The organism is Nostoc sp. FACHB-110 (assembly GCF_014697425.1).
In the GTDB taxonomy this organism is placed as follows: domain Bacteria; phylum Cyanobacteriota; class Cyanobacteriia; order Cyanobacteriales; family Nostocaceae; genus Nostoc_B.
On record NZ_JACJRU010000005.1, the window covers coordinates 38,004 to 64,162 of the forward strand.

Genomic DNA, 26,159 nt, shown 5'->3' on the forward strand with positions numbered 1-26,159 from the left:
TAGCTTATTAAAGCTGCTTATTGGTATCGTATTAAACTAAGTTTAACAAAAAATATTTAAGCATGTAAGCTATAAAGATGGCAAGGAATAATTATGGGAATGCCCTGTGAAGTCAACAGTATCTTAAAACTTAAGCAATCTCAAGGCTATCCTGAACAACTAAAAATAGGAGAGCAGTATCAGGCTATCAAAGAAGACTATAGAATTATTCCAGTAGATGTCCCTATTCCTCTAGTTAATAATGACTGGGTTGCCTATGCAGATATTATTATTAGAAAATTAACGTGGGAAAATAAGCAAACTATTGTAGTTTTTGAAATTGATAGAATTTATGAGCAGCCCTTTAAGGTAAAAATTTGAACTTATGTCAAAGCTAAATTTGCAGTCTTTAAAGAAAAACTTTAAATATGAAGTTGACTATTTACTTAGCAAATTTAAGCTTTCTCAAGCTGTTGTTTTTATTATTACACTTTTATGTTTAGTAGTAACTGGATTGGGTGATACAACTTCTTTTTTTAACAGCAACAATAGTTTTATACCTAAAGATTGGACTTGGTTTAATAGTAAAAAATTTGTTAATTTATTAGCTGCGTGTATAATTTTAATTCCTTCTATACTAACCTGGCTAAATGAATTTAAACGTCAATCACAAGAGTATAGTGAAATATCTGAACTTGTTGTAGAAAATGTTATACCTAGAATACAAAACGAATTAATCATTTTTAAAGAGAATTTAAAAACTAAATTTAATATTTCTGATAATATTAGATTATCTGTTTTTGTACCTATAAGATACAGCTTATGTAATTGGAAATTACAAATGGTCTGTAAAACAAGTAATATTCCTGATAAAGAGCTTATAGCAGCTTTTGCACTTAATGAAGGTGTTTTAGGATATACTTTTTTTAAGACAAGAAAACAACATATAGAATTTATTGATGTATCTAACAATAATAATCTTCCTAGTAAATACGTTCCATTGAATCAAGATAATTTTAACTTAATAAATAGAGATATTAAGGCGGTTTTGGTAGTCTCTGCATTTCAAAATGGTTCAGTTGCGGGTTTACTAGCTATAGATACAGAAAATTTATTAGATTTAAGTAAAATGGAAGATTATAAATTGCATAGTGACGCATTAGATTGGATAATAGCTAGAAGTAAAGCAGTTAAATGGATTTGGAGAATTAAGAATAATGTCTAAATTATTTCCAGACATTACTAAGCATGAAAGAAAGTTAGTTGATGTTATTTCGGATGGCAGTGCAAAAACATACGTATATAAAGATGTTAGCGAAAAAAGCTCTGAAGGAAATTTTTGGAATAAGCTAATTGATAAAATTTCCAATAAGTCCCAAAAAGAATCTAACTCATAATTGTTTTTGGCAGAGCCTAGTGAAAAATTGTATATGTTACTGAAAAATTTTCATTAGTCTTCTGCCAATCTAAGCTAATAAACCTTTGCTCATAATGATTAGCAGAGGTTTTTACTTTATGTCTCATTATTGAGGAGAAACTATTCAATCTTGTTTAGATATAACATTGCAGTTTTTAATATTCAAACATCCTTCATTCTTCATGTTCTACATGAATTTTGTAGTTAATAAAAAGCTTAGGGATGGATATATTCATAGCATTGGCCAGCTTTTCAATAGTTTCGAGCGAAGGATTTAGCTCACCTCTTTCCAGGTTTGAAATGTTAGGACGGTGAAGTCCAGCCCGCTCTGCAAGCTGTTCTTGTGATAAATCCAGTTCCCGCTTACGCCGCCTGACCGCTTTGCCAAAGCGTTGTTTTATGTCTAGTTCATTATTTTCACTCACTGCACAATCTTCAGAAAGTGCAAGAAACAAATCATCCAATATCTATTATTTATTAGCCAACTGTAATTTTTAAATTCATTAGTTCAAGAAGAATTTAAGCTACAGGACATTAACACGGCAGTTTAAATCAATTGTTGATTTTAAATCAAACTATAATATCACTAAATTTTCCAATAGCAGCATCAAAAATAACTTTACAAACTCCAGTCCGGCCGTTTCTATGCTTTGCTACATTAATCTCTATTACATTTTTATCTGATGTATTAGAGTTATAATATTCATCTCGATAAAGAAGCAGTCCTATATCCATATCCTGCTCTATATCTCCTGAATCCTTAATATCCGCCATTGTAGGACGTTTATCTATTTGATTTTCGACACCTCTATTAATTTGGGCTAATGCTACAAAAGGACAGTTAAATTCCTTAGCAAGGTCTTTAAATGCACCAGAGAATTTCCCAATGGTTTGCGCTCGATTCGAGGCTGCTCTATCTCCTAGTTTTTGGATATAATCCATGACTATCAATCCTAAACTTCCCCTTTCATACTTGACTCGACGCAATGCAGAGCGCATTCTAGTAAGATTCTGGATACTGGCTGGTGTATCATCAATAATAATGGGTGAGTTATTTAATACCTTTAAAGCTGTACTAAGTTCAGCTATCTCACTTTTATAGACTTTGTTATGGATCAGCCGATGAGAATCAATTTTAGCGTGCATTGCTAAAAATCGCTTCGTTAGCTGTTCTTTATTTGTTTCTGCACTGAAAAATACTACAGGAAGATTGTAGCTTAGAGCAACGTGATTTGCGAAATGACAGCCAAGCCAAGTTTTTCCCATTGAAGCTCTGGCTCCAATTACAATTAAATCTTCCTTAACCAATCCACCCATCAATTTGTCTAAGTCTATTAATCCTGTAGATAAAGCAGGAGTTACTTCCTGCCCTAATTGCTTTACAATTAAGGCTAGAGAATTGCTGATTGCTTCTGGGCTAAATTTATCAGTTTTATTTTCTGTAATTCTAAATATCTTCTCTTCTGATAAGTCTATAACTTTCTCTAAATCAATAGTAGTGTCAAAACCTAGCTCAACAATTTTATTTCCTGCTTCAATTAGTTGACGGCGTTTATATTTTTCTAAAACTAATTCAGTATAGCTGTCTATATTGTCTGCTGATACTTTATTATTTGCTAACTGGGCTAGTTTATTTCGTCCGCCAACGTTTCTTAGCAGCTTGTGGTCGGACAACCAACTGCTAACAGTCATTATGTCTGTTAGCTTATCTTGATAATACAATTCTAGGGCTGCTTTATAAATTTGTTGATGAGCAGATAAATAAAAAGCATCAACAGGTAGGTTATCGGCAATTTTACTAATAGCACTAGCATCTAGCAAAATACTGCTTAGTATGTTTTCTTCGGCATCTGTATTCTGTGGTATAGATTTCTCATTCATTTGGTTGATAAAAAATCCTACTTAAAATTTTCAGTTCTTCTGGTGAGGCGAATTCTTCCTCTATTGTTGACTGGGTATTATTAAAATTATTTGTTGTTATATGGCGATTAGATGTGGGCTTATGTTTTTTATTTGGTACAGATTCTTTCTTAATTGCTGCGTATAGCCATTTACTAAAATCACCAATCTTAGTGCCTTCGCCGATGGCTTCTTTTAAAGCTTCAATTGCATTGATAACAACAGATTCTGGCTTTGATTTAATCTGTTTCTTAAATGTTTCATTAAATGAAATATTTAGCGAGGATAGCTCGTTTTCAACTTGTTCCATAAAGCTGAATTGCTGAGATTTTAATTCATCTTTGTTATTTTTAGATGTTTTCCCATTAATTGGCACAACATTATCTCCCTGAGCAGGTAGATTTTGTACAGGTAAATCAACTACATTTGCTTGGGCGGTATGCAAAGAACCTTGCAATTCTTTAATTACAGTGCGTAAACGCTTCACCTCATCCTCTAAGTCTACAACCTGTGCAGCCTGTGCTAGAAGCTCTTTGTTCATTCGCCGCTGCTCATCTAGTATTGTTTGCAAGCGCTTATTTGATACTTTCAGTTTTTCTAGTTCATTTTCTAATACATCAATGTTGCGTGTAGTGCGTGGTTTGTGGGTGGACTCCTTCTGTTGTTTCTGTGCTTGTTCAATTTCATAACGCAGGTGCTTATTAACAAAGCCAACACTGAAACCAGTTCGCCTCGCTACCTCATTCTGGCTAATAGTGACACCCTGAGCTTGCATTTCCTGAATGACAGCGTGAGCAGAAATAACTCTCTCTTCACGCTCACGGGCAGAACGTTCTCGCACCTGTTGACCATGACGGCTACGTTCTGCCTCATCCCAGTTCCGGTGAATTTGTCGCTTTATTGTCTCGCTCATTTGCTCCCTCTAGTGCATCAATAATACTCTCTAGAGCGTTTACAATTTGTTTATAACTTTCATAAATTTCTGAAGAGCCATGATTAAAGGCAATCTCCTCTTTTATTTTTAATTGCTCAAGTTGAGATTTGTAATGGGAAAGTTTATCGGCAGAAGCAACATGAAAACCGCAAGTGTAGCAACGTCCAAAGCGAGGACAGAATTCCCGGAAGGAGCAGTAGCCATAAAGGGGTTCCCCATTCAGCATTTTTAGCCCATCCAACTCGTGTAATTCTGGGTTCTGGCGCAGGCTTTCAGGATTGCTCTCGTAGGGATAAAATTTCTGATCAACATTTGCCATTACAGTAGCTACATCCAGCAGTTGACCAGGCTCATAGCGCGTATAGTATCGCCTTGTAGTGCGTTCATCACGATGTTTGAGCCAGATACGGACGAAATCTAAGCTAAAGCCATTGTTAATAAGATGCGTAGCCCGTGATGGTCTTAAAATAGCTCCAGTAAACTTTACTAGTTTTCCGTTACTATCTTGAATATTGCATTTTTGAATGAGACAATTGATGGTTTTGACCATAGGATTATTCCCAGATGTAACTATTGGCGGTCGCTTGATAGGTTTCATGAACGGATAGCTTGGGTAGCTAGTTTTCCCTAATTGCTGATAATGACAGAAAAGGTAAGAGTAATCCTCACCAAAAAGTTCATTAATATAAGTTTGCTGCTGTTGAATGAGACGAACAAGGTCAGTTGTAATAAAGAGTCTATGCTCATCCAATGATTTTTCACGCTCAAACTCCACCCACCAAGTAGTCCCGTCTGGGTCGAGCTTGAGACAGTCTTTACGAAGATGGCACAGTTCGCTAGGACGAGTACCCAGCCAAAAACCTAGCATGAACATGAGTTGTAGTGGTTCTGGTAAAATGTGAAGATTGTCTCGAATTGCTTCAATAACTGACTCTTCTAATGGGTCAGGTTCACTCTTAAAGAGCTTCGGATAGTCAAAAGCAGTAATTAGTCTAGGTAATGTGATAAAATTCTGCGTTTCATTTCCCCATCGGAAAAATGTATCTAAAGACTTGATTTCCAGAGTAAGCGTATTCTTTTTTATATGATCACGTTCTTGATTATAGTAAGTTGCTAACAAGCTTCGGTTAACTTGTTGCATACAAGTTACTCCCTGTTGGTCAATAAAACGTCCAAAATGCTTTAATTTATAGATTTCAGTCTTTACCGTTGTAGATTTGATACCTGACTTTATACGCCAAAGTATGTAATGTTTAAGCAAGTCTTTGAACCAACTAGAACCAGAGTTATTAAAGTAAATAAATAACTGCCTAAAGTCGTACTCCGGAGTATTTGGATAGAGTTCTCGTAAATCCCATATATCTTCCTCAAACTTCCAAGGTTGAGGAAGGATGGTTTTTCCTAGCATTCGGCTGGTGTGATTGCTCCAAGGTCGTCCTTCTCCTTTAAACTCTTGACCACAACCTAAGCAAATCACAAATATTATTTGCTTCTGAACTTTATTGTCATAGAACTGTGTCTTCAAAACTGCCTTTTTCTGGTTACAGTTTGGACAAGTAATATTCTCCATATGCTGCAATCCTGGAGGGTCATAACAGGTATGTATCAGTTTACCCTTCAGAAAAATACGTAATCGCTTCTTACCACCCTCTAAAAAATGCTTGCCACAGTCCTTGCACACACATGGTTGAACTGTATTGCCATGTTTACGTCTTTTAGATTTTCCATCTTTAAAGGTTTTGGAACTTCCGCAGTGTGGACATTCTAATTCAGCTGGTTTAGCCGTTGTAATTCTCGGTTTTCTACGATCTACGTTCATACTCTTTGGAGTGAAAGACTTACCGCATTCCTTGCACTCGCATCGCTGAACAAGACCATGTTCGTGTTTTTGTGGACTTCCGCGTTTAACAGTTTTAGGGCTGCCGCAGTATGGGCAATCTACATCAGCAGGTTTAGCAGGTGTTTGGCCTGTTTTACCACCCTCTAGGAAATACTTGCCACACTCCTTGCACAGACATACTTGAACTGTACCACCATGTTTACGTTTTCTAGGGCTTCCGTGTTTAAAGGTTCTCGAACTTCTACAGTTTGGACAATCTACATCAGCCGATTTAGCTACTACTCGGCGTTTCCTACCACCCTCTAGAAAACATTTTCCACATTCTTTGCATCGGCATCTTTGAGCAAGTCCATATTTACGTTTTTGAGGGCTACCGTCTTTAAAAGTTTTTGAACTTCCGCAGTTTGGACAATCTACATCAGCGGGTTTAGCAGGTGTTTGGCCTTTTTTACCATCCTCTAAAAAATACTTGCCACATCCTTTGCACACACATGGCTGTACAAAACCACGTTTACGTTTTTTAGGACTTCCTCGTTTAAAGGTTCTAGAACTTCCGCAGTTCGGACAATCTAAATCAGCCGATTTGGCGCTTCTACTACTTGGTTTTATACTTTTTGGAGTAAAAGACTTATCACATTCCTTGCACTGATATCTTTGAGCAAGGCCATATGTGCGTTTTTCTGGTTTTCCACGTTTAAAGGTTCTGGAACTCCCACAGTTTGGGCATTCCAAATCATGTGATTTTCTTTGACTCATTATGTAAGCTTTTCTACTTTGATTTATTGCAACTTAGCAATGATAGGGTTAAGAATACTGATAAGCTGATGGGCACTGTTGGCACGACGACTATCAGACTGCCCATTTTCCAGACAATGCTCCAATAGCTTTTGGTTTTCCTCTCTTATCTCCAGTAATCTAAGTAAATGCTCTTGTGCAAAACGAATATGTTCACAACCTAAGCATACGTATTCAAACTCACAGTCTTTCATAATAAGAGGTCTAGTACAAACCCCTAGTTCCACTTGCCTAGCTAACCATTCTCGACGAAGAAATTCACTATCCTGGTCAGTACGAATAGTAATAATCTGTGCATCTTTGTTTACTAGCACTCTATTTATACGTTTCTCCTGCTGTTGTGGTGAAACTTGAACATAGAAGTCCTGCATATCTGGGTTAGTATGTCGTAACCCCTGCTGAATTAAATCAGGCCGTTTACCCATACGATCAGCTAATGTTGCATAAGTACGTCTAAACATATGAGTAGTTACATACGCCAACCTGCCGTCATTAGTACGAATATTGTTTTCTTCAATCAGCCTTTTTAATAGTAAATTCATTTTTCTGCCTATGCTTTTGATTTGTTCCTGTTTATACCTAAATGTAGGTGGCCAAACCTTAGCCGGAAATCCTTCTTGAAGGACAATCCAGTTTGGAAATAACCAAGGAAATTCGTTCCCAAACTGCTGTCTGACAAATGCTTGCTGTTCCTGTACTAGCAGTATCAATTCTTCAGGTATGTCTTGCTCTTGTTCAATATCATCTTGTTTGCCTGTGCAGAGACGGATTCGAGCTACTTCCTTGCGGCATCTCAAACAATCCAAGGGAATTTTAGCAATTTCGCTGGTTCTAGTTCCCAAAGTCTCATGTAGCTTGAAGACAAGATTGATAGGTTTATCTAGTTGTCCAAATGCTATATCAATCTTATACTTGACTTCTTCCGGGATAATTTTAGGAAGTTTTACTTGGTTATCTCTTTGAGATTTTGTTTCAATTTTAAACTGAATAAAACCTAGTTGCTTTAGTGTATAAAATAATCCTGAAATAGGAGATTTTTGAGATGGGTTTGCATTTACCCATTGCTGCACGACTTGAGGGCTTAATGCAGATGGTGTGACATATCCCTGTTTAACCAACCAGCCACTAAATTTTTTGGTTGCATTAATAATAGATACTACGTAGCCTAATAGCCACTTCCGGTTTCCAACTGCAATAAGTACTGTCAATTTGACTAACTCTTTCAACCAATCCAGAGCAATTCCCTCAAAACTTATACTCTTTCTTGCTTGTCTGTGTGCATTTCCTCTTAGTGGAGGTAAGTCCTGCCATATGTTCCAGATATCTCGTTGCAACCTCACATCCGCGATATAGGCGAATGCTTGATGTTCAGGATGAGAAACTATCTCAAACAATTCCGTCTGTTGTAATGCTAGGCTCATTTCTCTTTCGTAATACGTTCCATTTCTTCTAATATTTCAGCCTCTGCAAAGGAGTGATCATAAATGTCTAAAGTTGTAGAGATTGACTTATGCCCCAACTGTCGTTGTACACTCTTTGCTATCTTCGCTTTATCTTGCTCTTTCCGCCTTCCCTCACGAATGTTGTGAGTTGCAAAGGTGTGCCTAAACAAGTGCGGATATACCCTTTCTACATCGATACCCGTTTTTTGATGAAGCCGTTTTAACAACTTGTTGAGATTTTGTGGTTCCAATGGTTTACCGTAACTAGGTGAACCTTTATGTAGGACGACAAAAACCATGTCATGTCCGAGATTTTTGACAACATCATGGGGATAATCAATATCACAGTAGTTCGTAAGGATTGTGCAAAACTCTGAATCTTTTATAAGTGCAGCTAAAGATAGTTCGCGTTCTCGACCTTTAGCATAAGCATGATTAACATTGTCTCGACGTACTATCTTCAGTGTTTGAGCCTTCCAATCTATATCAGACCAATGAAGCCCCAGTAGTTCACCCTTTCGCATACCAGTATCAGCCAGGAGCCAAAGGATTAGCTTGTCTCGATCTTGGTAACAGGCATTAATTAGGATACGCACTTGATCAGAGTTTAGACAGCCAGGAAAATTTTGTGGCTCCTTATATTTCACCAATCTGACTTTAGCAGGTAACTCCTTTCTGTAGCCTGCAAACATCCCACTTCGTTTCTCTCTATAGAGTTTGCGATATTTCCACAGATTTTTGTTATCGATAGTTCCATTGCTGATGTGAAAATCATAGAATTGCACCACAGCAGTCAATGCCAGGTTCGCTGTAGATTCGTTACGTGGAGCCAAAATATCTTTTGAATTAGGAGAAGGGAACTTTTCCTCAAGTAGCAATCCCCCAGTTAAATACCAGTAGCCGAACTCAGCCATTTCCTCTTGATTAAAGTCCTGCCAGTTAAGCATTTTTATGTCTAGATATTTCCAAAAAGCTTTGAGCTTCTCTGCGTATGTCTTAATTGTTCCGACAGCAGAACCGCCTAATTGCTTGAACCGCAGAAACCGCTCAACTGGCTTAATAACCTGATAATTATCATCGACCAGATGCCACCTAACTAATTCTTTACCGTCCGGTAGCTGTTGTACTGACTCAAGAACTTTAGCCACTATGAATAGTGTGAATAGTGTGAATAACTTACTTAAAAATGAGTTTATATGATTAGTGGTAACGTTGTTGTTGTTTTTTTGAATAGATAGTTAATGTCTATAAAACAAAAAAAGTATGCCACGGTGGGATAAGGAAATTTCTCCAGGGCGAGGAAAACTGCCACCACCAACTAAAGAAGGCCCCGATGCGGAATGATGTGGACTGCGAAAAGGCCGATCTCGGACTAAAGAACCACGATTTTTTAATAGCCCAGCCACAGAATGAATCCGCGTGACTTCCAATGCTTCACTAAATTCCAACGGTGGTAAAATACCTGACAAGCGTCTTGCTAGCATTGTTTTGCCACTCCCGGGCGGCCCGACAAAAATCAAATTATGTCCACCAGCCGCCGCAATTTCCAACGCCCGACGCGCATGAGCTTGTCCTTTGACATCGTGTAAATCTGCACTAGGATAAGATCCTGACACTGGGGATATTGTTTGATCTATCTGTACAGGTTGGCAACTGCTGGGATTATTCAATAAATTAACTACTTCTGCTAAACTTTGACAACCATAAACACTCAATCCTTTGACGACAGCTGCTTCTTGGGCATTATCAGCAGGTACAACTAAACCTGTAATTCCCATTTTGTGGGCTGTAGCTGCGATCGGCAATACTCCAGCCACGGGACGAAGACTGCCATCTAGGGAAACTTCACCTAAAAATAAGAAATCACCTAATAAATCAGCATTAATTTGCTCAGAAGCTGCTAATATACCTATGCTAATTGGCAAATCAAAACAAGGGCCTTCCTTACGCAAGTCAGCCGGAGTCAAGTTAATCACGATTTTTCGCATCGGAAAGGCAAAACCAGCATTTTTTAAGGTGGCCTTGACTCTTTCTTTTGATTCTTGAACCGCGCTATCTGGTAAGCCCAAGACGATAATTCCTGGTAATCCCCCTGATACATCAACTTCTACGCCGACTTTGACAGCATCAATGCCGACGATTGACGCACTCCAGACTCTAGCAAGCATGAGCTAATTATTTCTTATATAACGCTGAACCTTTAGAATCTGTAGCAGAAGAGTAGGTAGATCGACATGAGTGAAACCACAGAGACAATTTTTAGTAAAATCATTCGTCGGGAAATTCCCGCCAATATTGTATATGAGGATGATTTGGCTTTAGCTTTTAAAGATGTGAATCCGCAAGCACCAGTTCATATATTGGTGATTCCCAAAAAACCCATAGCCAAATTAGCAGAGGCTGAAACTCAAGATGCCGCTTTGTTAGGACATCTTTTACTGACTGCTAAACATGTTGCCCAAGAAGCTGGTTTAGAAAACGGTTATAGGGTGGTGATCAACACTGATGCTGATGGTGGTCAAACTGTCTATCATTTACATTTGCATATTTTAGGAGGACGGCCATTGGCTTGGCCTCCTGGTTGATGCTTCAACCAAGTTGCTGTCAAAGATAGTAACTTAGGGTGGGTGTGGGGTGTGGGGTGTGGGGTAAAAAGACAGCCCCAACAACCTTTATCGAACCAGCCCCGTCTGTTCAAGACGCGAGCGTTGGTGGGAGTTCAAGCTCCTTCCAACGCTGTCTTCCCTACACCCTGTTATTGACCCTTCCCGAAACCCTTGATTTTGATGACGAAGCAAAACGAGAATTATCCAATTACAACTGAAGTAGACTAACGATCGCACTGACTAAAGTCTCTGGGTCTACAGGTTTTGATACATGGAGTTGAAAACCGGCTGTGAGTGCTTGCTGTTGGTTCATTTCTCCAGCGTAAGCTGTCAGGGCGATCGCTTTGATATTGCCACCTTGTTCGGGTGTTTTCTGACGCAACTGTTTAATCAGCATATAGCCGTCTACTTCTGGCATCCCAATATCACTAATCAAAATATCTGGTCTGGATTGGGAAATTTCCGCTAAGGCTTCGGCGGCTGATTTAACTGCGGTAACATCAACGTTGTAATCTTGCAAAATAAAGGTCACTAAGTCTCTAATATCTGGTTCGTCATCTACTACTAAAATTTTTACGCCTGCCAGATTTGGAAATTCTGCGAGATCGTCAGGGAATTGTTCTTGTGAACGTTTGACTGGTTGGTTCATCACCAATAAGGGTATTCTGACGGTGAAAGTCGCACCATTACCCTCGCCGAGACTTGCTGCTTTGACTGTACCGCCATGCATTTCTACTACCTGACGGACAATTGCCAACCCTAAACCTAAACCACCAAATTTGCGGGTTGTTGTGCCATCAGCTTGACGAAAATAATCAAATACATAAGGCAGAAATTCGGGTGTAATGCCTTTGCCTGTGTCGCTGACTTGAATTTGCGCTTGACCATCAATTTCTTGAATCTGAATTTCTACTTGACCTGCGGCTGGCGTAAATTTGACTGCATTTGACAGTAGGTTCCATACCACTTGTTGCAAGCGATTGGGATCGCCCATGACTTGCCCAATGCTATGGTCAAAGACTGTCTGAATCTGGATAGATTTGGCTTCGGCGGCTAGGCGGACTGTTTCTAATGCGGCCTCAACTACCATAATTAAGCTGACAGGACAAGTGTTTAAGCTTAATTTGCCTTGGAGAATCCGAGATACATCTAGTAAATCTTCTATTAATTGAGTTTGTAATTTGGCATTACGTTCTATAGTTTCTAGGGCTTGTTTAGTGGTTTTGTCATCGAATTTGCGATTCCGCAGCAATTTTGCCCAGCCCAAAATGGGGTTGAGTGGGGTTCGCAGTTCATGGGAGAGAACTGCTAAAAATTCATCTTTAATCCGGTTAGCGACTTCCGCTTCTTGACGGGCTAGGCGTTCTTTTTCTAATAACCGCGCGCGTTCTTGTTCTGCTTGTTTGCGATCGCTAATATCTAAGACAAAAGCAACACCGTTATTTTGGGAATCATTTAATAAAGCTATGCCTAACACAATGGGGACTCGCTTACCGTTGCGGTGGACATATTCTTTTTCATAAATTTGCGAAACTCCCCTAATTTGTACTTCTGCCAGTGCGAGTTCGTCTAAATGTAAATATTCTTTGGGGGTGAATTCTCGCCAACTCAGTTTACCTTGGGCAGTAAACTCATCACGGGTATAACCTGCTAATTGTAAGTAAGCATCGTTAGCATCGGTAATATAGCCATCACTATTCCAAAAAGCTACGCCAATTAAGTTAGATTCCGACAATTGCCGGAATTTGGCCTCACTTTCGCGTAATGATTGTTCGACTCGTTTGTGTTCAGTAATATCACGAGAAACGATAATTACACCTTCTATGCTTTGCCCGTAATTACGTAATGGGGTGAGAATATATTCGTAATAACGCACTCCATTTATGGTGAGTAGTTTGCATTCATCTTTGATGGGTTCGCCAGTGGCCATCACCGCTTGTTGTTGAATTTCGATTTGTTCGGTAAAGTCTCGCGGCAAATCTAGGTCTTGCAGAGTTTTACCTAAAATTTGTTGCGGTTGGAAACCCAAAATTGCTGCACCGCCATGACTCACATACTGATGGCGGCCAGCGCGGTCAAAAATATAAATATGATCTACAGATGCAGCTAAAATCCCATTCAAGAGATTGGCTTGTTCTTGAATTTGGGTTGTGAGTTGGCGGGTGTTTTCTTCTGTCTGCTTGCGATAGCTAATATCCATGCATACGCCTAACATTCGCTGTGCCTGACCCTGCTCGTTATAATAAAATTTGCCCCGGGCGGATATCCAATGTAGGCTTTGGTTTGGCCAAATCACGCGAAATTCATCTTTGTAGTCAATTTTGTTTGTCAAAGCAGTGGCAATTTTTTCTCTGACAGATTCTCGATCCTCAGGATGTAAACAAGCTAGAAAAGCTTCATAAGTTCCACTAAAGCTACCAGGAATTAAACCAAATAGCAATTCATGACTTTCTGACCAAATTACTTGATTCGTAATAATATCAAAGTCCCAAAAGCCCATCCATGCAGCGTCTATTGCCAGTTTTAACAATTGTTCGCTTTCTTGCAGGGCGATTTCCACTTGTTGTCTTTCTGCTTTTTCTTGTTGGAGTTGTTGCAGGGTAAAAGCCATGTCTGCTTGACTGTGAGGATTTTTTTGTACTGTTTTTTGCTGTGCTTTAAGTTCAGTCAATTGCGCTTCTAGTTCTGCTTGTTTGTACTGATACTGAATTTCTAATTCCTCTAACTCTGCAACACGCTGCCTTAAAGCTGTTAATTCTTCTCTATCCTGGTCTAGCATCTTGAAAACCATCAGCTATACAAAATCATCCTAGAAACGCCAGAAACTCTACAGAGTAAATTGAGTGTTGATTCTTGCCTATTCACTACCATCTCTTACTTTATATATAAAGTATTCTGCCGCAAGATATATGTTAAATTGTGCAGGCTGGAATTGCCCTATTTCTTTGTGGAGAAATTTGGTAATTTATTTTAGGCTTTTGATATACGCTATCCCAATCAGTCCACCGATAATTTGCAACCAGTAAGCAAGTCCAAGAGCATTTGCACCTGATGGTTGTATATTTAAGCTGCCGATGCCATAAAAAAATTGTTGGACAAACCACCAAACTAAGTAAAAAATTACTGGTATTTCCGCCGGGATATATATCAGCAATAAAGGCAAAACAGTATAAATTTTTGCTTGTGGGAAATTAAAATAATATGCTCCTAAAATTGCCGCGATCGCACTATTCGCACCAATTAATGGTACTATCAAATTTGGTTCGGCTAGTATTTGCATGATCCCTGTACAAATCCCAGCAATTAAATATAATATTAAATAACGTCTATGTCCCAAGCAATTTTCTAGACTTTTGCCAAATACCCATAAAAAAATTAAATTACTTAATATCTGGCTAAAGCTAGCATGAATAAATAAAGCTGAAATGAGCCTCAAGCAATGCCCAATTAAGACTAGCCAAGCAGCAGAATTGCTAAATATTGCCTGAATTGCCTCGTTTATGTGGGCGGGAATTATGCCCCAACTGTTGACAAATCCACTTAATTGTCCAGTACTTTCTAATTGTAACTCCCAGAAAAATACAGCAATATTAATACCAATGAGCCAATAATTGACAATTGGTTGATGACGATTAGGACGGCGATCGCTAATAGGAATCATCAGCATCCATTATTTTTATTCATCAGTCAGGTTAGCATAGCTAGATTAAATTATTCAGGAAAAATCAGATACCAAGATTGATTGACCAAACATAGTTATCAATCTCAAATCCAAAATCTCAAATCTAAAATTGTGGGAGCATTTCGGTAAAATGGGTGTGTTTATCAATAATCTAAAAAACACCTAATTAGCCAATTTGTATGTTCTCAACAGCAGACTTTCTTCAATACACCTAATTGACAAGACTGGTAAATAATCTTATTCTTGGCGCATCCTTGTATGCCTGCTTTTTAAGCATATAATTCTAGCTTATGCTCTTAAAACAGTTATTGGACAACCATTAATTAATCCAAAAATAAGACAATGCCAAAAACTAAACTACATAACACTTCTAGCGTTGCACCTAAAAAAAATGACATTTTTGATGATTTTGAGCCACCCATGACGACTGATGGGAGTTATCTAGGAATCCAAAAACACGTTAAGGCTACTCAGCAACATCTTCAAAAAAAGTTTGAGCAAAAATTCGATGAAGCCAAGCAACGCCTAAAAGCAGCTAAAACAAGAGTAGGGTTAGTAGTTGCATCGGGTACTATTCAGTTACAAGCCACACTCCCTTTAAGGGATGGTGATACGGATACAAAGGGAACAGGAACTAAGCAATATAAAATTTCCTTAGGAATACCAGCAAATATAGACGGGTTAAAAACAGCAGAAGAGGAGGCATACGAACTAGGTAAATTAATTGCCCATAAAACCTTCGAGTGGAATGATAAATACTTAGGTAGATTAGGGAAAAAAATAATTGAAGAGTCTAAACCTAAAACTTTTGGAGAATTGTTAAATCAATTTGAAGAAGAATATTTTAAAGCGAGACCTCGTAATAGAAAGAGTGAAGGTACTTTTAAAAATCATTTTGATATTATTAAGCGTTTTTTTGACAGTGACCAACTAGTAACAGAGGCAGAAGTTAAATCATCCATCAATAAAATTCCCGCAGGTACAGCTACCCGTGTAGCTACCATTTCAGCGTTATCTGTTTTGTTTAAATTATTTTCAATTGAAATTAGCTTAAAGGGATTAAAGAGTGGTTACAAACCGAAAAGGAGAATGCCACCTAACAAGGAAGATATATTAGATTATTTTCATTATTTTCAGCGATATGCCGCCGAGCGTAACTATAGAGCAAGTAGTAAATCTTATGTTGATAATTGGAAGTTCTGGAGATGGTGTTACGGTATGTTAGCTACATTTGGCTTACGTCCAGAAGAATTATTTATTAACTCACATATTGATTATTGGTTAAATCCTAAAAATATTGATAATGCCTGGAAAGTCGATAAAGATTGTAAAACAGGAGAGAGAGTAGTTTTTGCCATTATCCCTGATTGGATAGAAATATTCGATTTAAAAAATATTGAATATCTAAATCGATTAAAGCAAATTTCAAGCTCTCTATTGACACATATACAAGTTGACTCACAAGTAATTACTCTAGCTTTGTGGTTCAAAAAAGTAGGTATACCATTTCAGCCTTATGACTTACGCCATGCTTTTGCAATTAATGGACATTTATTAGGAATATCTATAAAAGTAATGGCTGATAATATGGGACATTCTGTTGAAATGCACACATCCACTTATCAGCGTTATTTTTCTGAAGAAAATAGAAAGCAAATGATTAATGAAGCGTTAAGTAAAAAATCTGAAGTCGAATTACTTAGAGAGGAGAATATCAACCTGAAAGAAAAAATAAAAGCACAACAAGAAATAATTGCTAGATTACAAGAACAATTGAATAAGCAAAATTAAGAATAAAGAAAATTGAAGATTTCACAAAATAGTAAATAAACCTCTAAATAAACTTATAGAGGTTTATTTTTTTGCTGAACTACTTACCATTTAACTAAAACAATGGACAAAGCTAAGAGAGTGACAATTAAAATCGCCGGGATTGAAGTAGAAGTATTTCAGTTACCTAACAATGAATATGTGATGAGCCAATCACAGGTAGCGGAAGCGATACTAATGTCTGAAATTTCGTTTCGACGTTTTTTGAATAACTAACTTCTTAAATCTCCATAAATCCACAATAAACCTATGACAACTAAAACATTAACTCCTGAGAAGATTGAACAATTGAAGGAAATTAGAAAATAATTAGATGAATTACAAAAAAGGAGTGAGCAAAGAATTATTGAGTTAGAAAGAATGATGATGAATAACAAGTTATACTGCGAATAACCTAAGTGTAACTGTTAACAGAAAACCCCATCTGCAAATATAAGATGGGGTTTTTATTTTTTAATTGTTAGTAATCTAAAAATATTTTAAGTATCTGATTGTTTCTGTTCATCTAATGCTTTTTGAATCGCACGACGGCAGAATTCAGGTGGATCATCTTGCTGTTGTACTTCTTCCTTCATAGTTTTGGTAATACGCAGATTCAAGCGTTCAGTATGAGCAAGAGAAGTTACTTTCTCTGTATCACGCTAAAAACCACCTTGAGCAAGTGATTACCCATCTGGGAATGCAATAACTCAATACTTGACGCTAATCTCTCCTATCACCTTACGGCACTCCTGAAAATGGGGTGCTTTTCTTTTATCTGTATATGTTCTCTAGTTATTGGAAGAGTTATCCGATAACTTATTCAACAACTACAGATGACATGGAAACAGGTTGATATATTCCATTGAAATGTACATTACACCGACTTGTTTGATTTCGTTACATTATCAAATAAATTCCTTCCATGCCTTTCTATCATCCTATTTTGATAATGTAACAGAATCAAGACCTTTGTTGTCACTATCCAGAGTGCTTATGTAGAAAGCTTTTTAGTAACTATGTACTATATGTGCCTGTTTATCCATCTACCCGCTAGTTGTTGGATAAGTTGTTGAATAACTTGTTCAAATATAGATTTTGAAGCAATACGCAGAGATGATACTGTATATGTTCAGAAGTTAAGACATAAGTAAGCAATTTTTTTTAAACTAAAATTTATAAATTTATTTATAGTTCGTATGTACTAAATAGAGTAAATAAGACAGAACTAAGATAATATAAGTACCTAAATTGTAAAACCTTTAACTAGCAAGATTTTTATGATGCAAGAAAACTTTCTTCAATACACCCAATGGTCAGGTATCGCCACATTGGTATTTGCTGCTTTAGCAGTGCTGGCTTTTATTTTTAAGTGGGGCATCCGCTTTCGGCTGGTAGGTACAACAGGTTTTATGCTGGTACTAACAGGTGGGTTGTTTGCACTTTCGTTAGTACCCTTGAGTCGCACAGTGATTCCCGGAGCAGAAAAATTTACCCTGGTTTATGATAACGGTGCGACACAAGCGGTAATTGCCATTTCCCCAGAAATTTCCCCCACAGGCTTAGAGGCGACTCTGCGTCAAGCAGCTAGTAACCTATATTCCTATGGGCGTTTAGGCAAACGCAGCGATAATGTTTTAACAATTCGCGCCCGTACTGTCATACATCCCGAACCTGGGGTAACTGTACCACTTTATCTTGGTCAAATTAAACGTACCCTAGAAACACGGGAAGATGCGGAGATGGCAATTGAGATTTATGCTGATAAATTTGCTCAACTGCCTAAACCAACTGCTTAATTATTAGGGTTTGGGGTGTAAGGGTGTGAGGGTGATGAAACTCTGATTCAATCATGATTTTTAGAGTCATTACTCACCACTCTTTTAAAAACCTACACTTGGGAGGTAGGGAATGGGGAGTGGGGAGTTTGTCCCATCAAATACAGCAGTTTTCAGGCAATGAGGTAAATTCCTCTAGTAGTAAGCCCCTAGTACAAGTCGGCGTAAATAAACAGACCATAAAAAATTGCTAAAAGGCTTGTGGTATCGCTATTCTTTCTTTTTACTTTTGCCTTTTTACTTTTGCCTTGTTATACTAGCCTCTTTTCCCTGTCAAAATGACATTGATTTTTTGTATTTCACTATACAATAAATATTATTTTTAGATTAAGATATGACTTACTAATTAAACTGATGGAAACATCTTGAATAGGTGCTGTTTGTAGCGCAGGGTAACAGGTGAGTCATTCTTTGCCTTAAAACCACTTCTGATTTTAGTAATTGCAGAGGCGTTTACTGGGTGTCAGTGAATGATATCGTGAATTACTTATATAGTTATTCAAAACTTTGATAGTTCAGAATTTGAGGCTAATGGGCAACATTCAAGTCATGCTACGCCGTCAACACAAGCAAGTAAGGAAATATGAAGTATAAAGTGGGGAGTATGAAATTTTATCCTGCTGGGCAGGATAGTATTCATCTTCTTAACTTTCTGCACTATATGTAAATTTACTAGGATTAAGAAAAATCAAGGTTTTGCCTAACTAGGTTATATGCCGGATCAATCTACTACTACATTGTCTACTCAAACATCTAGTTCATTACTAGCACTAGCGATCGCACCTGCCAAGGTGATTCGCGGTGTTGGGGTGTTGCAAGCAGCACCAGCTGAGATTGCCCGTTTAGGCACTCGTCCTTTAATTATTTCAGGCGATCGCACCCTCGCTATCATCCAAACAAGTTTACAACCGTTGCTCGAAGGGCAACAATTACACACGATGGCTGCGGCTTATGGTGCAGATTGTTCGGAAACTAGTTTGAAGTCTTTAAGAAAGGCGGCTAAAGAACATAAAGCTGATGTGATTATCGGTGTTGGTGGTGGTAAAGCATTAGACACAGCCAAGCTAGTTGCCCATCAATTGCAACTACCCGTGGTGACAATTCCTACCTCAGCCGCGACTTGTGCAGCTTGGACTGCCCTTTCTAATGTGTATTCAGAAGCAGGGGCATTTTTGTATGATGTGGCTTTATCTCGCTGTCCTGATTTATTGATTCTCGACTACGATTTAATTCAAACTGCACCACAACACACCTTAGTCGCCGGGATTGGTGATGCTATTGCTAAATGGTATGAAGCATCAGTCAGTAGCGGCCACCTCGAACAAACTTTGATTATTGCCGCAGTGCAACAAGCCAGAGTTTTACGCGATATCTTATTCCAAAAGTCAGCTGCTGCTTTGCAAAAACCAGGTAGTGAAGTTTGGCAAGAAGTTGTTGATGCAACTGTGTTATTAGCAGGTGTCATTGGTGGACTCGGTGGGGCGCAGTGTCGAACTGTGGCCGCCCATGCTGTACACAACGGTTTAACTCACATTGCCGGACACAGCAGCATCCACGGTGAAAAAGTTGCCTACGGGATTTTGGTGCAACTGCGTTTAGAAGAAATGATTCAGGGCAATCAGTTAGCAACCACAGCCCGACAACAGTTGTTAAAGTTCTACGCAGAGATTGGCTTGCCACAAAACTTAAGTGATTTGGGACTGGGCAACATTACATTAGGTCAGTTACAAACAGCTGCGGAAATTGCCTTAGCTCCTAATTCTGACATTCATCGGCTACCTTTTAAGGTGGCATTGGAACAGTTGATGGCAGCTATGGTGTCAACAACTGCACCAACCGATAGTAGAGAAGCCAACAATCGAGTGACTGCCAAAGCAGTTGACGAGATAGAAGAGTAAATTACGGCAAACGGACTTTATGAACTTTGAACTTTCCCCAGCCAATAACATAGCCCATATCCACCATTGGAATTTGGGGGAAATTCATCTTTGGTTTTGTGATTTTTTTGCCACTAACCACAGCAGCCAACTGTGGTGCATTGGAGACATTTTAGCCATAAATCAACTGTATCAAGAAGTGGTACATCAATGACACTGAATTGGATCACCCCAGCAGAACGCATACAACAACTACCTCCTTATGTATTTGCCCGTTTAGATGAACTGAAGGCGAAAGCGCGGGAACAAGGTTTGGATTTAATTGATTTAGGTATGGGCAACCCCGATGGCCCCACACCAGAGCCTGTGGTAGAAGCAGCAATCGCCGCTTTGCAAAACCCCGCGAATCATGGTTATCCACCATTTGAAGGCACAGCAAGTTTTCGGCGTGCCATCACCAATTGGTACAATCGCCGCTATGGTGTAGTGCTTGATCCTGATAGCGAAGCTTTGCCTCTACTCGGTTCAAAAGAAGGATTAGGCCATTTGGCAATGGCTTACATTAACCCTGGAGATGTAGTTTTAGTACCTTCGCCAGCGTACCCCGCCCACTTTCGCGGCCCTGTAATTGCTGGGGCGCAAGTCCACAGCTTGATTCTCAAACCAGAAAATGACTGGTTGATAGATTTGGCCGCAATTCCCGAAGAAGTTGCCCAAAAAGCCAAGATTCTCTATTTCAATTATCCCAGTAATCCGACAGCCGCAACGGCTCCGCGAGAATTTTTTGAAGAAATTGTCGCCTTTGCGCGCAAATACGAGATTTTGCTGGTACATGATTTGTGTTACGCAGAGTTGGCTTTTGATGGTTATCAACCCACCAGTTTGTTAGAAATTCCTGGCGCGAAAGAAATCGGCGTAGAATTTCACACCTTATCTAAAACCTATAATATGGCTGGTTGGCGAGTAGGTTTTGTGGTCGGTAATAGTCAAGTCATCCAAGGCTTACGCACACTCAAAACTAACTTGGATTACGGTATTTTTGCCGCCTTGCAAACAGCTGCGGAAACTGCTTTGCAATTACCAGATGTATATTTGCATGAAGTCCAACAACGTTACCGCACCCGCCGCGATTTTCTCATTCAAGGTTTAGGCCAGTTGGGTTGGGATATTCCCAAAACCAAAGCCACCATGTATCTGTGGGTCAAATGTCCTGTGGGGATGAGTTCTACTGATTTCGCCTTGAATGTTTTGCAGCAAACAGGCGTAGTTGTCACCCCAGGTAATGCCTTTGGCGTTGCAGGTGAAGGCTACGTGCGGATTAGTTTGATTGCCGATTGCGATCGCTTGGGTGAAGCTTTGCACCGCTTAAAGCAAGCAGGTATCCGCTATCAACCAGAAGCACTAGTTACGGCTGAGTGCTGATTCTAGCAATTTTGGATTTTAGATGAAGAAAATTTTTCCATCCAAAATCCAAAATTCAATACCAACTTTTGCTCCTGCTTTTTTTAGTGATTCAGCTAACTAGATAGCGTTGGTGCGCCCATTACCCTGCTTTCTTCATAGTTAGTTTTTCACTGGATACGATATTATCCTCCTAGCTCACAATCCCCGTTAAAATTGAATGAGTTTTGTTACCGCCACTTTACACAGCGCGGGTGAGAGATAACTTAAATTGAAATTTATGGGCAAGCAGCGTGTTCTTTCTGGAGTTCAACCAACAGGCAATTACCATCTAGGTAACTATTTGGGAGCCATTCGCAACTGGGTAGAAGGCCAGAGCGAATACGAAAATTATTTATTTGTGGCTGATTTGCACGCAATTACAGTCCCGCATGATCCGGCCTTGTTAGCATCTGATACTTATACCTTGGCGGCTCTTTATTTAGCTTGCGGCTTGGATTTAAATCATTCCACGATTTTTGTGCAATCTCATGTTTCTGCCCACAGCGAACTCACTTGGTTGCTCAACTGCATTACACCCTTAAACTGGTTAGAAGATATGATCCAGTTTAAGGAAAAGGCTGTCAAACAGGGAGAAAACGTCAGTGCAGGTTTATTAGATTATCCGGTACTGATGTCAGCAGATATTTTGCTTTATCAAGCCGATAAAGTACCTGTGGGGGAAGACCAAAAGCAGCATTTAGAATTAACACGGGATATTGCGGCGCGGTTAAATCACTTATTTGGTCAACCAGACCAACCAGTATTGAAATTACCAGACCCCCTCATCCGTAAGGAGGGGGCTAGGGTGATGAGTTTGGCCGATGGTACACGCAAAATGTCCAAATCTGATCCTTCTGACTTAAGTCGGATTAGTTTACTCGATACGCCAGAGCAAATTCAATATAAAATTAAGCGTTGTAAAACTGACCCGATTCGGGGTTTAACTTTTGACGATCCTGAGCGTCCAGAGTGCAATAACTTGTTAACACTGTATATGCTGCTGTCTGGTAAAACGAAAGAAGCAGTCGCCGCAGAATGCCAAGATATGGGCTGGGGGCAATTTAAACCATTATTGACAGAAACCACAATTAATGCTTTAAAACCCATCCAAGAAAAATATCAGGCCATTATGGACGATCGCAGTTATTTAGATTCTGTATTGCGTGAAGGCCGCGAAAAAGCCCAAGCGATCGCTAATCAAACCCTAACACAAGTCAAAACTGCTTTAGGCTACTCAATCCCTGTTTAGCTTTCGCTTTGGGGGGTGATTCATAATACTCTGTAAGAAACCAGATTATTAAATGATTATGTATCACACCCATAGCCCAACAAATCTGAGTTTATTTCAAACAGCCGCGCAAGCAGGCGAATTCTTAGTGACAGCCGAAGTTGCCCCCCCAAAAGGGGCAAATCCAACCCACATGATTGATATGGCGGCGACCCTTAAGGGGAGGGTTCATGCCGTCAATATTACCGATGGTAGCCGCGCCGTGTTGCGGATGTCATCACTAGTGGCTTCAGCGATTTTATTCCAAAACGGCATAGAACCAATTTGTCAGATGGCTTGCCGCGATCGCAACCGCATCGGTTTACAAGCCGATATCATTGGTGCGAATGCTTTAGGCATTCGGAATATCCTAGCTTTGACAGGCGACCCAGTAAAAGCAGGCGATCACCCTGATGCCAAAGGCGTATTTGATTTAGAATCAGTGCGACTTTTGCAACTAATTCAAAAAATGAATTTGGGTTTTGATTGCAATGATAAACCCTTAACCGATGGCGCAACAGATTTATTTGTTGGAGCAGCTGTAGACCCACAATGTGCAAGTTGGTCAGGTTTGCAAAGTCGCTTTGAACGCAAAATTGCTGCCGGAGCGCAATTTTTTCAAAGTCAATTAATCACTGATTTTGAAAGGCTAGAAAAGTTCATGGATAAGATAGCTTCTGTCCATAACAAACCAATTTTAGCCGGAATTTTTCTGTTGAAATCAGCCAAAAATGCCCAATTTATTAATCGGTGTGTTCCAGGTGTAAATATACCTGAACACATGATTGATAGATTAGCTAAAGCCAAAGACCCATTAGAAGAAGGGGTAAAAATTGCTGCCGAACAAGTCCAAATAGCACGGCAATTGTGTCATGGTGTCCACATGATGGCCGTCAAGCGGGAAGATTTGATTCCCAAGATTTTGGATTTAGCCGGAGTGCAGCCTGTTGACTTAGTTGGGGCGAAATAAAAGAAAGTAGAGACGTTACATATAACGTCTCTATTGTATGTTTCTGCTATCACTAGTTGAGAAAGTTGTAGTAAGCCGAGTCTATCGTTTTTAATAATTTGGGGATGTCATAAGGTTTAGAAATAAAATAAGCAATTCCTAAAGATTCTGCTAGCTCGTCTAAGTAGCCGTAGGCTGTAGCTAATATTACTGCTAGTTTGATTCCATCTGCTTGGAGTTTTTGATAAACTTCAACTCCTGTTAATTCCGGCATTCTGTTATCTAAAATTAATAAATCTGGTTGCTCATTAATTACTTTTTCAATTGCTTCTTTGCCATTTCTAGCTTCTTGGACTTCCCAACCTTCTGCTTCTAAAAGGAAGGTGAGCATTGCCCGACTATCATCATCATCATCTGCAATCAGGACTTTACGCTTTTCTATATTTTGATTATTCATTGCTGATTTATTTAAGTGGTAGATAAAAAATTTGTGATGTTGTTTCTGATTGAGAAATATGTAAGCATGAAATAGCGGTAAAATTAACTTGTACTAAATCTAAACTAGAAGTTTTACTGGCTATAACTTTGACAATGCCACTTTTGCCTGCTTGATCAAAAGCTTGCAAAAAATAACGCAGTAGTTGACGTAAAAGGCTTCTAGAATCGGCAATGACTGTAATGGGTTCGTCCCACTCAGTTACTATTTCTACCTGACGAATTGCTGCTTCTGTAACCAGTAAATCTACTAAATCGGAGATACAATCAGTGAGAATCACGGGTTGGCGCATTCCCATCTCGAAAGATGCTAAATTTCTCCAAATAGCAGCACGACGACGAAATATTTGAATTGATTGTTCAGCTTGTTGGAGCAATTGCATGGCGTAGTCTAAGCGGTTTACCGCTACCATCCGGGAAATCACTTCCAGTTTTAGGCGTGCTGCTTGATTCACCTGGATAATATCTTGCCTTAATTCTTCTAATGGCTGATATTCGTTGGGATTTGACTGTAATACGCGACGCACATCTTTTTCTAAAATAGCAATCAATAATTCTGCTTCAATTCCCCTAGAGGCACAAAGTAAGATTTCCTTTAGTCTTTGTCTGGCATCTGCACGACGTAGAGAAATACTGAGTACGCCAATAATTTCTTGCTTGTCATTGCGTAGAGGTATTCCTTGACAGGTAAATGGATGAAACCCGTCAATAAAATGCTCGTGACTGACAATTTCTACATAGTCTGTGGCTGCTAATGGCGTACCAATACCATTGGCTCCAGCTACGGCTTCAGAAAGTAAAGAACCAGGCCCGGGAAAAGGTTCTGGGCCTTGTACAGTTTGCTTGTCTCCTACTACATCCAAGACGATCGCATGTTGATCGCCTAACATAACTGCATGACGATCTGTACCAGCAGCTTGAGAAAGCATTCGGATATAAGGAGTAGATACTTGAATTAAATCACGCTTTTGTTCGATTAAACGCTCTGTATCTAAAGTTGATAGTTTTTCGGCTTGGAGAGCATAGGGGTTCGCGCCTTGCAGATGCGATCGCTCCCAAGCTTGATATATGCTGGGGCGTAACATCTGTGATTGAATTGCGCCTAGAGATTTATAGACGCGTCGTGCTTCTAAAACATCAATGTCTAGGGGAGACATGGCTGTAACATCCCTGAACTGATCAATGTCAGCTTCATATTTTCATCTTAAGCAGTTATAACACTGCTATAATCTCCTGATTTTCCTCCCGTTTTGCTAATTAAATGAATCGCTTCAATTTGAATCGACTTTTCTAGAGCTTTGGCCATGTCGTATAAAGTCAACGCAGCTACAGAAACGGCAGTTAAAGCTTCCATTTCTACCCCGGTTTCGGCTTTGGTTTTGACAGTAGCTTGAATGTGATAACCAGGTAGTTGGGGATCGGGAGTAATTTCGACAGTAACTTTTTGCAACGGCAATGGATGACATAAGGGAATTAAATTAGATGTTTGTTTGGCTGCCATAATGCCAGCTATCCGCGCTGTTGCTAGCACATCTTTTTTAGGTGTATTGCCAGCTTCTATTGCGGCTAAGGTTTCTGGCAACATCCGCACCCTAGCCGCGGCCACTGCTTGGCGGACTGTGGGGGTTTTGCCAGAAACATCTACCATCTGTGCTTGTCCTTGAGCGTCGAGATGGGTTAATTCCGTAACAAAATTTTTTGAAGAATTGTCTTGCATTTTTAGAGAAAGTAGTGCTAATATATTTTTCTGGCAGGGGCGTGTAGCTCAGTGGACTAGAGCACGTGGCTACGGACCACGGTGTCGGGGGTTCGAATCCCTCCTCGCCCGTTTAATAAGTAAAAAGTAACAAAGTAAAAGGCAAAAAGATATAGCTCTTTTGCCTTTTC

The 26,159-nt window shown here is 39.2% G+C and carries 23 protein-coding genes, 1 tRNA gene and 1 pseudogene; 13 read left to right on the forward strand and 12 right to left on the reverse strand.

The annotated features are described in order from the left end of the window. Positions 1–93 precede the first annotated feature (93 nt). From H6G69_RS07190 to H6G69_RS07200, 3 genes are read left to right on the forward strand one after another with little or no spacing between them, the layout of a single operon-like run. Positions 94–360, forward strand: a complete 267-nt coding sequence (locus H6G69_RS07190) for a DUF2584 family protein (protein WP_190683845.1) — start codon at positions 94–96, stop codon at positions 358–360. Between the two features lie 4 nt (positions 361–364). Beyond that, the gene (locus H6G69_RS07195) at positions 365–1,204 is read left to right on the forward strand and encodes a hypothetical protein (protein WP_190683848.1); all 840 of its coding nucleotides are present in this window, start codon (positions 365–367) and stop codon (positions 1,202–1,204) included. Beyond that, positions 1,197–1,376, forward strand: a complete 180-nt coding sequence (locus H6G69_RS07200) for a hypothetical protein (protein ID WP_190683851.1) — start codon at positions 1,197–1,199, stop codon at positions 1,374–1,376. Before H6G69_RS07195 ends, H6G69_RS07200 begins: the two co-directional genes overlap by 8 nt. Positions 1,377–1,569: 193 nt before the next feature. Here the strand turns inward: H6G69_RS07200 and H6G69_RS07205 are convergent, their stop codons facing one another. The 7 genes and pseudogenes from H6G69_RS07205 to H6G69_RS07235 form a co-directional block, all read right to left on the reverse strand. Continuing rightward, positions 1,570–1,860 carry a helix-turn-helix domain-containing protein gene (locus H6G69_RS07205; protein WP_242072000.1) on the reverse strand — a complete coding sequence of 97 codons (291 nt, stop codon included), beginning with the start codon at positions 1,858–1,860 and terminating at the stop codon, positions 1,570–1,572. 106 nt (positions 1,861–1,966) lie between these two features. Further along, positions 1,967–3,277, reverse strand: coding sequence for a replicative DNA helicase (gene dnaB, locus H6G69_RS07210; protein WP_190683857.1), 1,311 nt, complete (start codon positions 3,275–3,277; stop codon positions 1,967–1,969). After that, on the reverse strand, positions 3,270–4,136 hold the full coding sequence (locus H6G69_RS07215; RefSeq protein WP_190683860.1) for a DUF6262 family protein: 867 nt from the start codon (positions 4,134–4,136) through the stop codon (positions 3,270–3,272). The genes dnaB and H6G69_RS07215 overlap by 8 nt, the downstream gene beginning before the upstream one ends. Before the next feature lie 28 nt (positions 4,137–4,164). Next, positions 4,165–6,825, reverse strand: coding sequence for a site-specific integrase (locus H6G69_RS07220; RefSeq protein ID WP_190683863.1), 2,661 nt, complete (start codon positions 6,823–6,825; stop codon positions 4,165–4,167). Positions 6,826–6,848: 23 nt separating this feature from the next. Next, the gene (locus H6G69_RS07225; RefSeq protein WP_190683866.1) at positions 6,849–8,285 is read right to left on the reverse strand and encodes a site-specific integrase; all 1,437 of its coding nucleotides are present in this window, start codon (positions 8,283–8,285) and stop codon (positions 6,849–6,851) included. Next, positions 8,282–9,454, reverse strand: coding sequence for a tyrosine-type recombinase/integrase (locus H6G69_RS34640; protein ID WP_190683870.1), 1,173 nt, complete (start codon positions 9,452–9,454; stop codon positions 8,282–8,284). The genes H6G69_RS07225 and H6G69_RS34640 overlap by 4 nt, the downstream gene beginning before the upstream one ends. 105 nt (positions 9,455–9,559) lie before the next feature. Then, positions 9,560–10,474: pseudogene (locus tag H6G69_RS07235) on the reverse strand (YifB family Mg chelatase-like AAA ATPase); the annotation flags it as partial. A gap of 66 nt (positions 10,475–10,540) precedes the next feature. Between H6G69_RS07235 and H6G69_RS07240 the strand changes: the two are divergent. Continuing rightward, the gene (locus H6G69_RS07240; protein ID WP_190683873.1) at positions 10,541–10,891 is read left to right on the forward strand and encodes a histidine triad nucleotide-binding protein; all 351 of its coding nucleotides are present in this window, start codon (positions 10,541–10,543) and stop codon (positions 10,889–10,891) included. 229 nt (positions 10,892–11,120) lie between these two features. Here H6G69_RS07240 and H6G69_RS07245 read toward each other — a convergent pair whose 3' ends face one another. Together H6G69_RS07245 and H6G69_RS07250 are read right to left on the reverse strand one after the other, a co-directional pair. Next, a complete protein-coding gene (locus H6G69_RS07245; protein WP_190683877.1) occupies positions 11,121–13,691 on the reverse strand; it encodes a PAS domain S-box protein in 2,571 nt (856 codons plus the stop codon). 186 nt (positions 13,692–13,877) lie between these two features. After that, positions 13,878–14,573, reverse strand: a complete 696-nt coding sequence (locus H6G69_RS07250) for a rhomboid family intramembrane serine protease (RefSeq protein WP_190684351.1) — start codon at positions 14,571–14,573, stop codon at positions 13,878–13,880. A 363-nt stretch (positions 14,574–14,936) separates the two neighbouring features. Between H6G69_RS07250 and H6G69_RS07255 the strand changes: the two genes are divergently transcribed. The 8 genes from H6G69_RS07255 to H6G69_RS07290 all read left to right on the forward strand — a co-directional run bounded on the left by H6G69_RS07255 (position 14,937) and on the right by H6G69_RS07290 (position 23,798). Then, entirely contained in the window at positions 14,937–16,385 is a 1,449-nt protein-coding gene (locus H6G69_RS07255) for a site-specific integrase (RefSeq protein ID WP_190683879.1), read from the forward strand. A 102-nt stretch (positions 16,386–16,487) separates the two neighbouring features. Further along, positions 16,488–16,640: a hypothetical protein gene (locus tag H6G69_RS07260; protein WP_190683884.1), complete on the forward strand. Its 153-nt coding sequence runs from the start codon at positions 16,488–16,490 to the stop codon at positions 16,638–16,640. Between the two features lie 1,043 nt (positions 16,641–17,683). Next, positions 17,684–18,202: a Ycf51 family protein gene (locus tag H6G69_RS07265; RefSeq protein WP_190683887.1), complete on the forward strand. Its 519-nt coding sequence runs from the start codon at positions 17,684–17,686 to the stop codon at positions 18,200–18,202. Between the two features lie 752 nt (positions 18,203–18,954). Further along, on the forward strand, positions 18,955–20,139 hold the full coding sequence (locus H6G69_RS07270) for an iron-containing alcohol dehydrogenase family protein (protein WP_190683890.1): 1,185 nt from the start codon (positions 18,955–18,957) through the stop codon (positions 20,137–20,139). 19 nt (positions 20,140–20,158) lie between these two features. Then, positions 20,159–20,332: a hypothetical protein gene (locus tag H6G69_RS07275; RefSeq protein ID WP_190683892.1), complete on the forward strand. Its 174-nt coding sequence runs from the start codon at positions 20,159–20,161 to the stop codon at positions 20,330–20,332. After that, positions 20,329–21,540 (forward strand): aspartate aminotransferase, encoded by a 1,212-nt coding sequence (locus H6G69_RS07280; protein WP_190683895.1) that lies wholly within the window; start codon positions 20,329–20,331, stop codon positions 21,538–21,540. The genes H6G69_RS07275 and H6G69_RS07280 overlap by 4 nt, the downstream gene beginning before the upstream one ends. 259 nt (positions 21,541–21,799) lie before the next feature. Then, the gene (gene trpS, locus H6G69_RS07285) at positions 21,800–22,810 is read left to right on the forward strand and encodes a tryptophan--tRNA ligase (RefSeq protein ID WP_190683898.1); all 1,011 of its coding nucleotides are present in this window, start codon (positions 21,800–21,802) and stop codon (positions 22,808–22,810) included. Positions 22,811–22,868: 58 nt separating this feature from the next. After that, complete coding sequence (locus H6G69_RS07290; RefSeq protein WP_190683901.1) at positions 22,869–23,798, forward strand: methylenetetrahydrofolate reductase; 930 nt, start codon at positions 22,869–22,871, stop codon at positions 23,796–23,798. A 52-nt stretch (positions 23,799–23,850) separates the two neighbouring features. Here H6G69_RS07290 and H6G69_RS07295 read toward each other — a convergent pair whose 3' ends face one another. The 3 genes from H6G69_RS07295 to moaC are packed head-to-tail and all read right to left on the reverse strand — an operon-like array spanning position 23,851 to position 25,989. Then, the gene (locus H6G69_RS07295) at positions 23,851–24,234 is read right to left on the reverse strand and encodes a response regulator (protein ID WP_190683905.1); all 384 of its coding nucleotides are present in this window, start codon (positions 24,232–24,234) and stop codon (positions 23,851–23,853) included. A gap of 7 nt (positions 24,235–24,241) precedes the next feature. Then, a complete protein-coding gene (locus H6G69_RS07300; protein WP_190683908.1) occupies positions 24,242–25,429 on the reverse strand; it encodes a sigma-54-dependent Fis family transcriptional regulator in 1,188 nt (395 codons plus the stop codon). 47 nt (positions 25,430–25,476) lie between these two features. Continuing rightward, positions 25,477–25,989 carry a cyclic pyranopterin monophosphate synthase MoaC gene (gene moaC / locus H6G69_RS07305; RefSeq protein WP_190683910.1) on the reverse strand — a complete coding sequence of 171 codons (513 nt, stop codon included), beginning with the start codon at positions 25,987–25,989 and terminating at the stop codon, positions 25,477–25,479. 37 nt (positions 25,990–26,026) lie between these two features. Here moaC and H6G69_RS07310 point away from each other — a divergent pair. Continuing rightward, positions 26,027–26,100, forward strand: a tRNA-Arg gene (locus H6G69_RS07310). Positions 26,101–26,159: the final 59 nt, after the last annotated feature.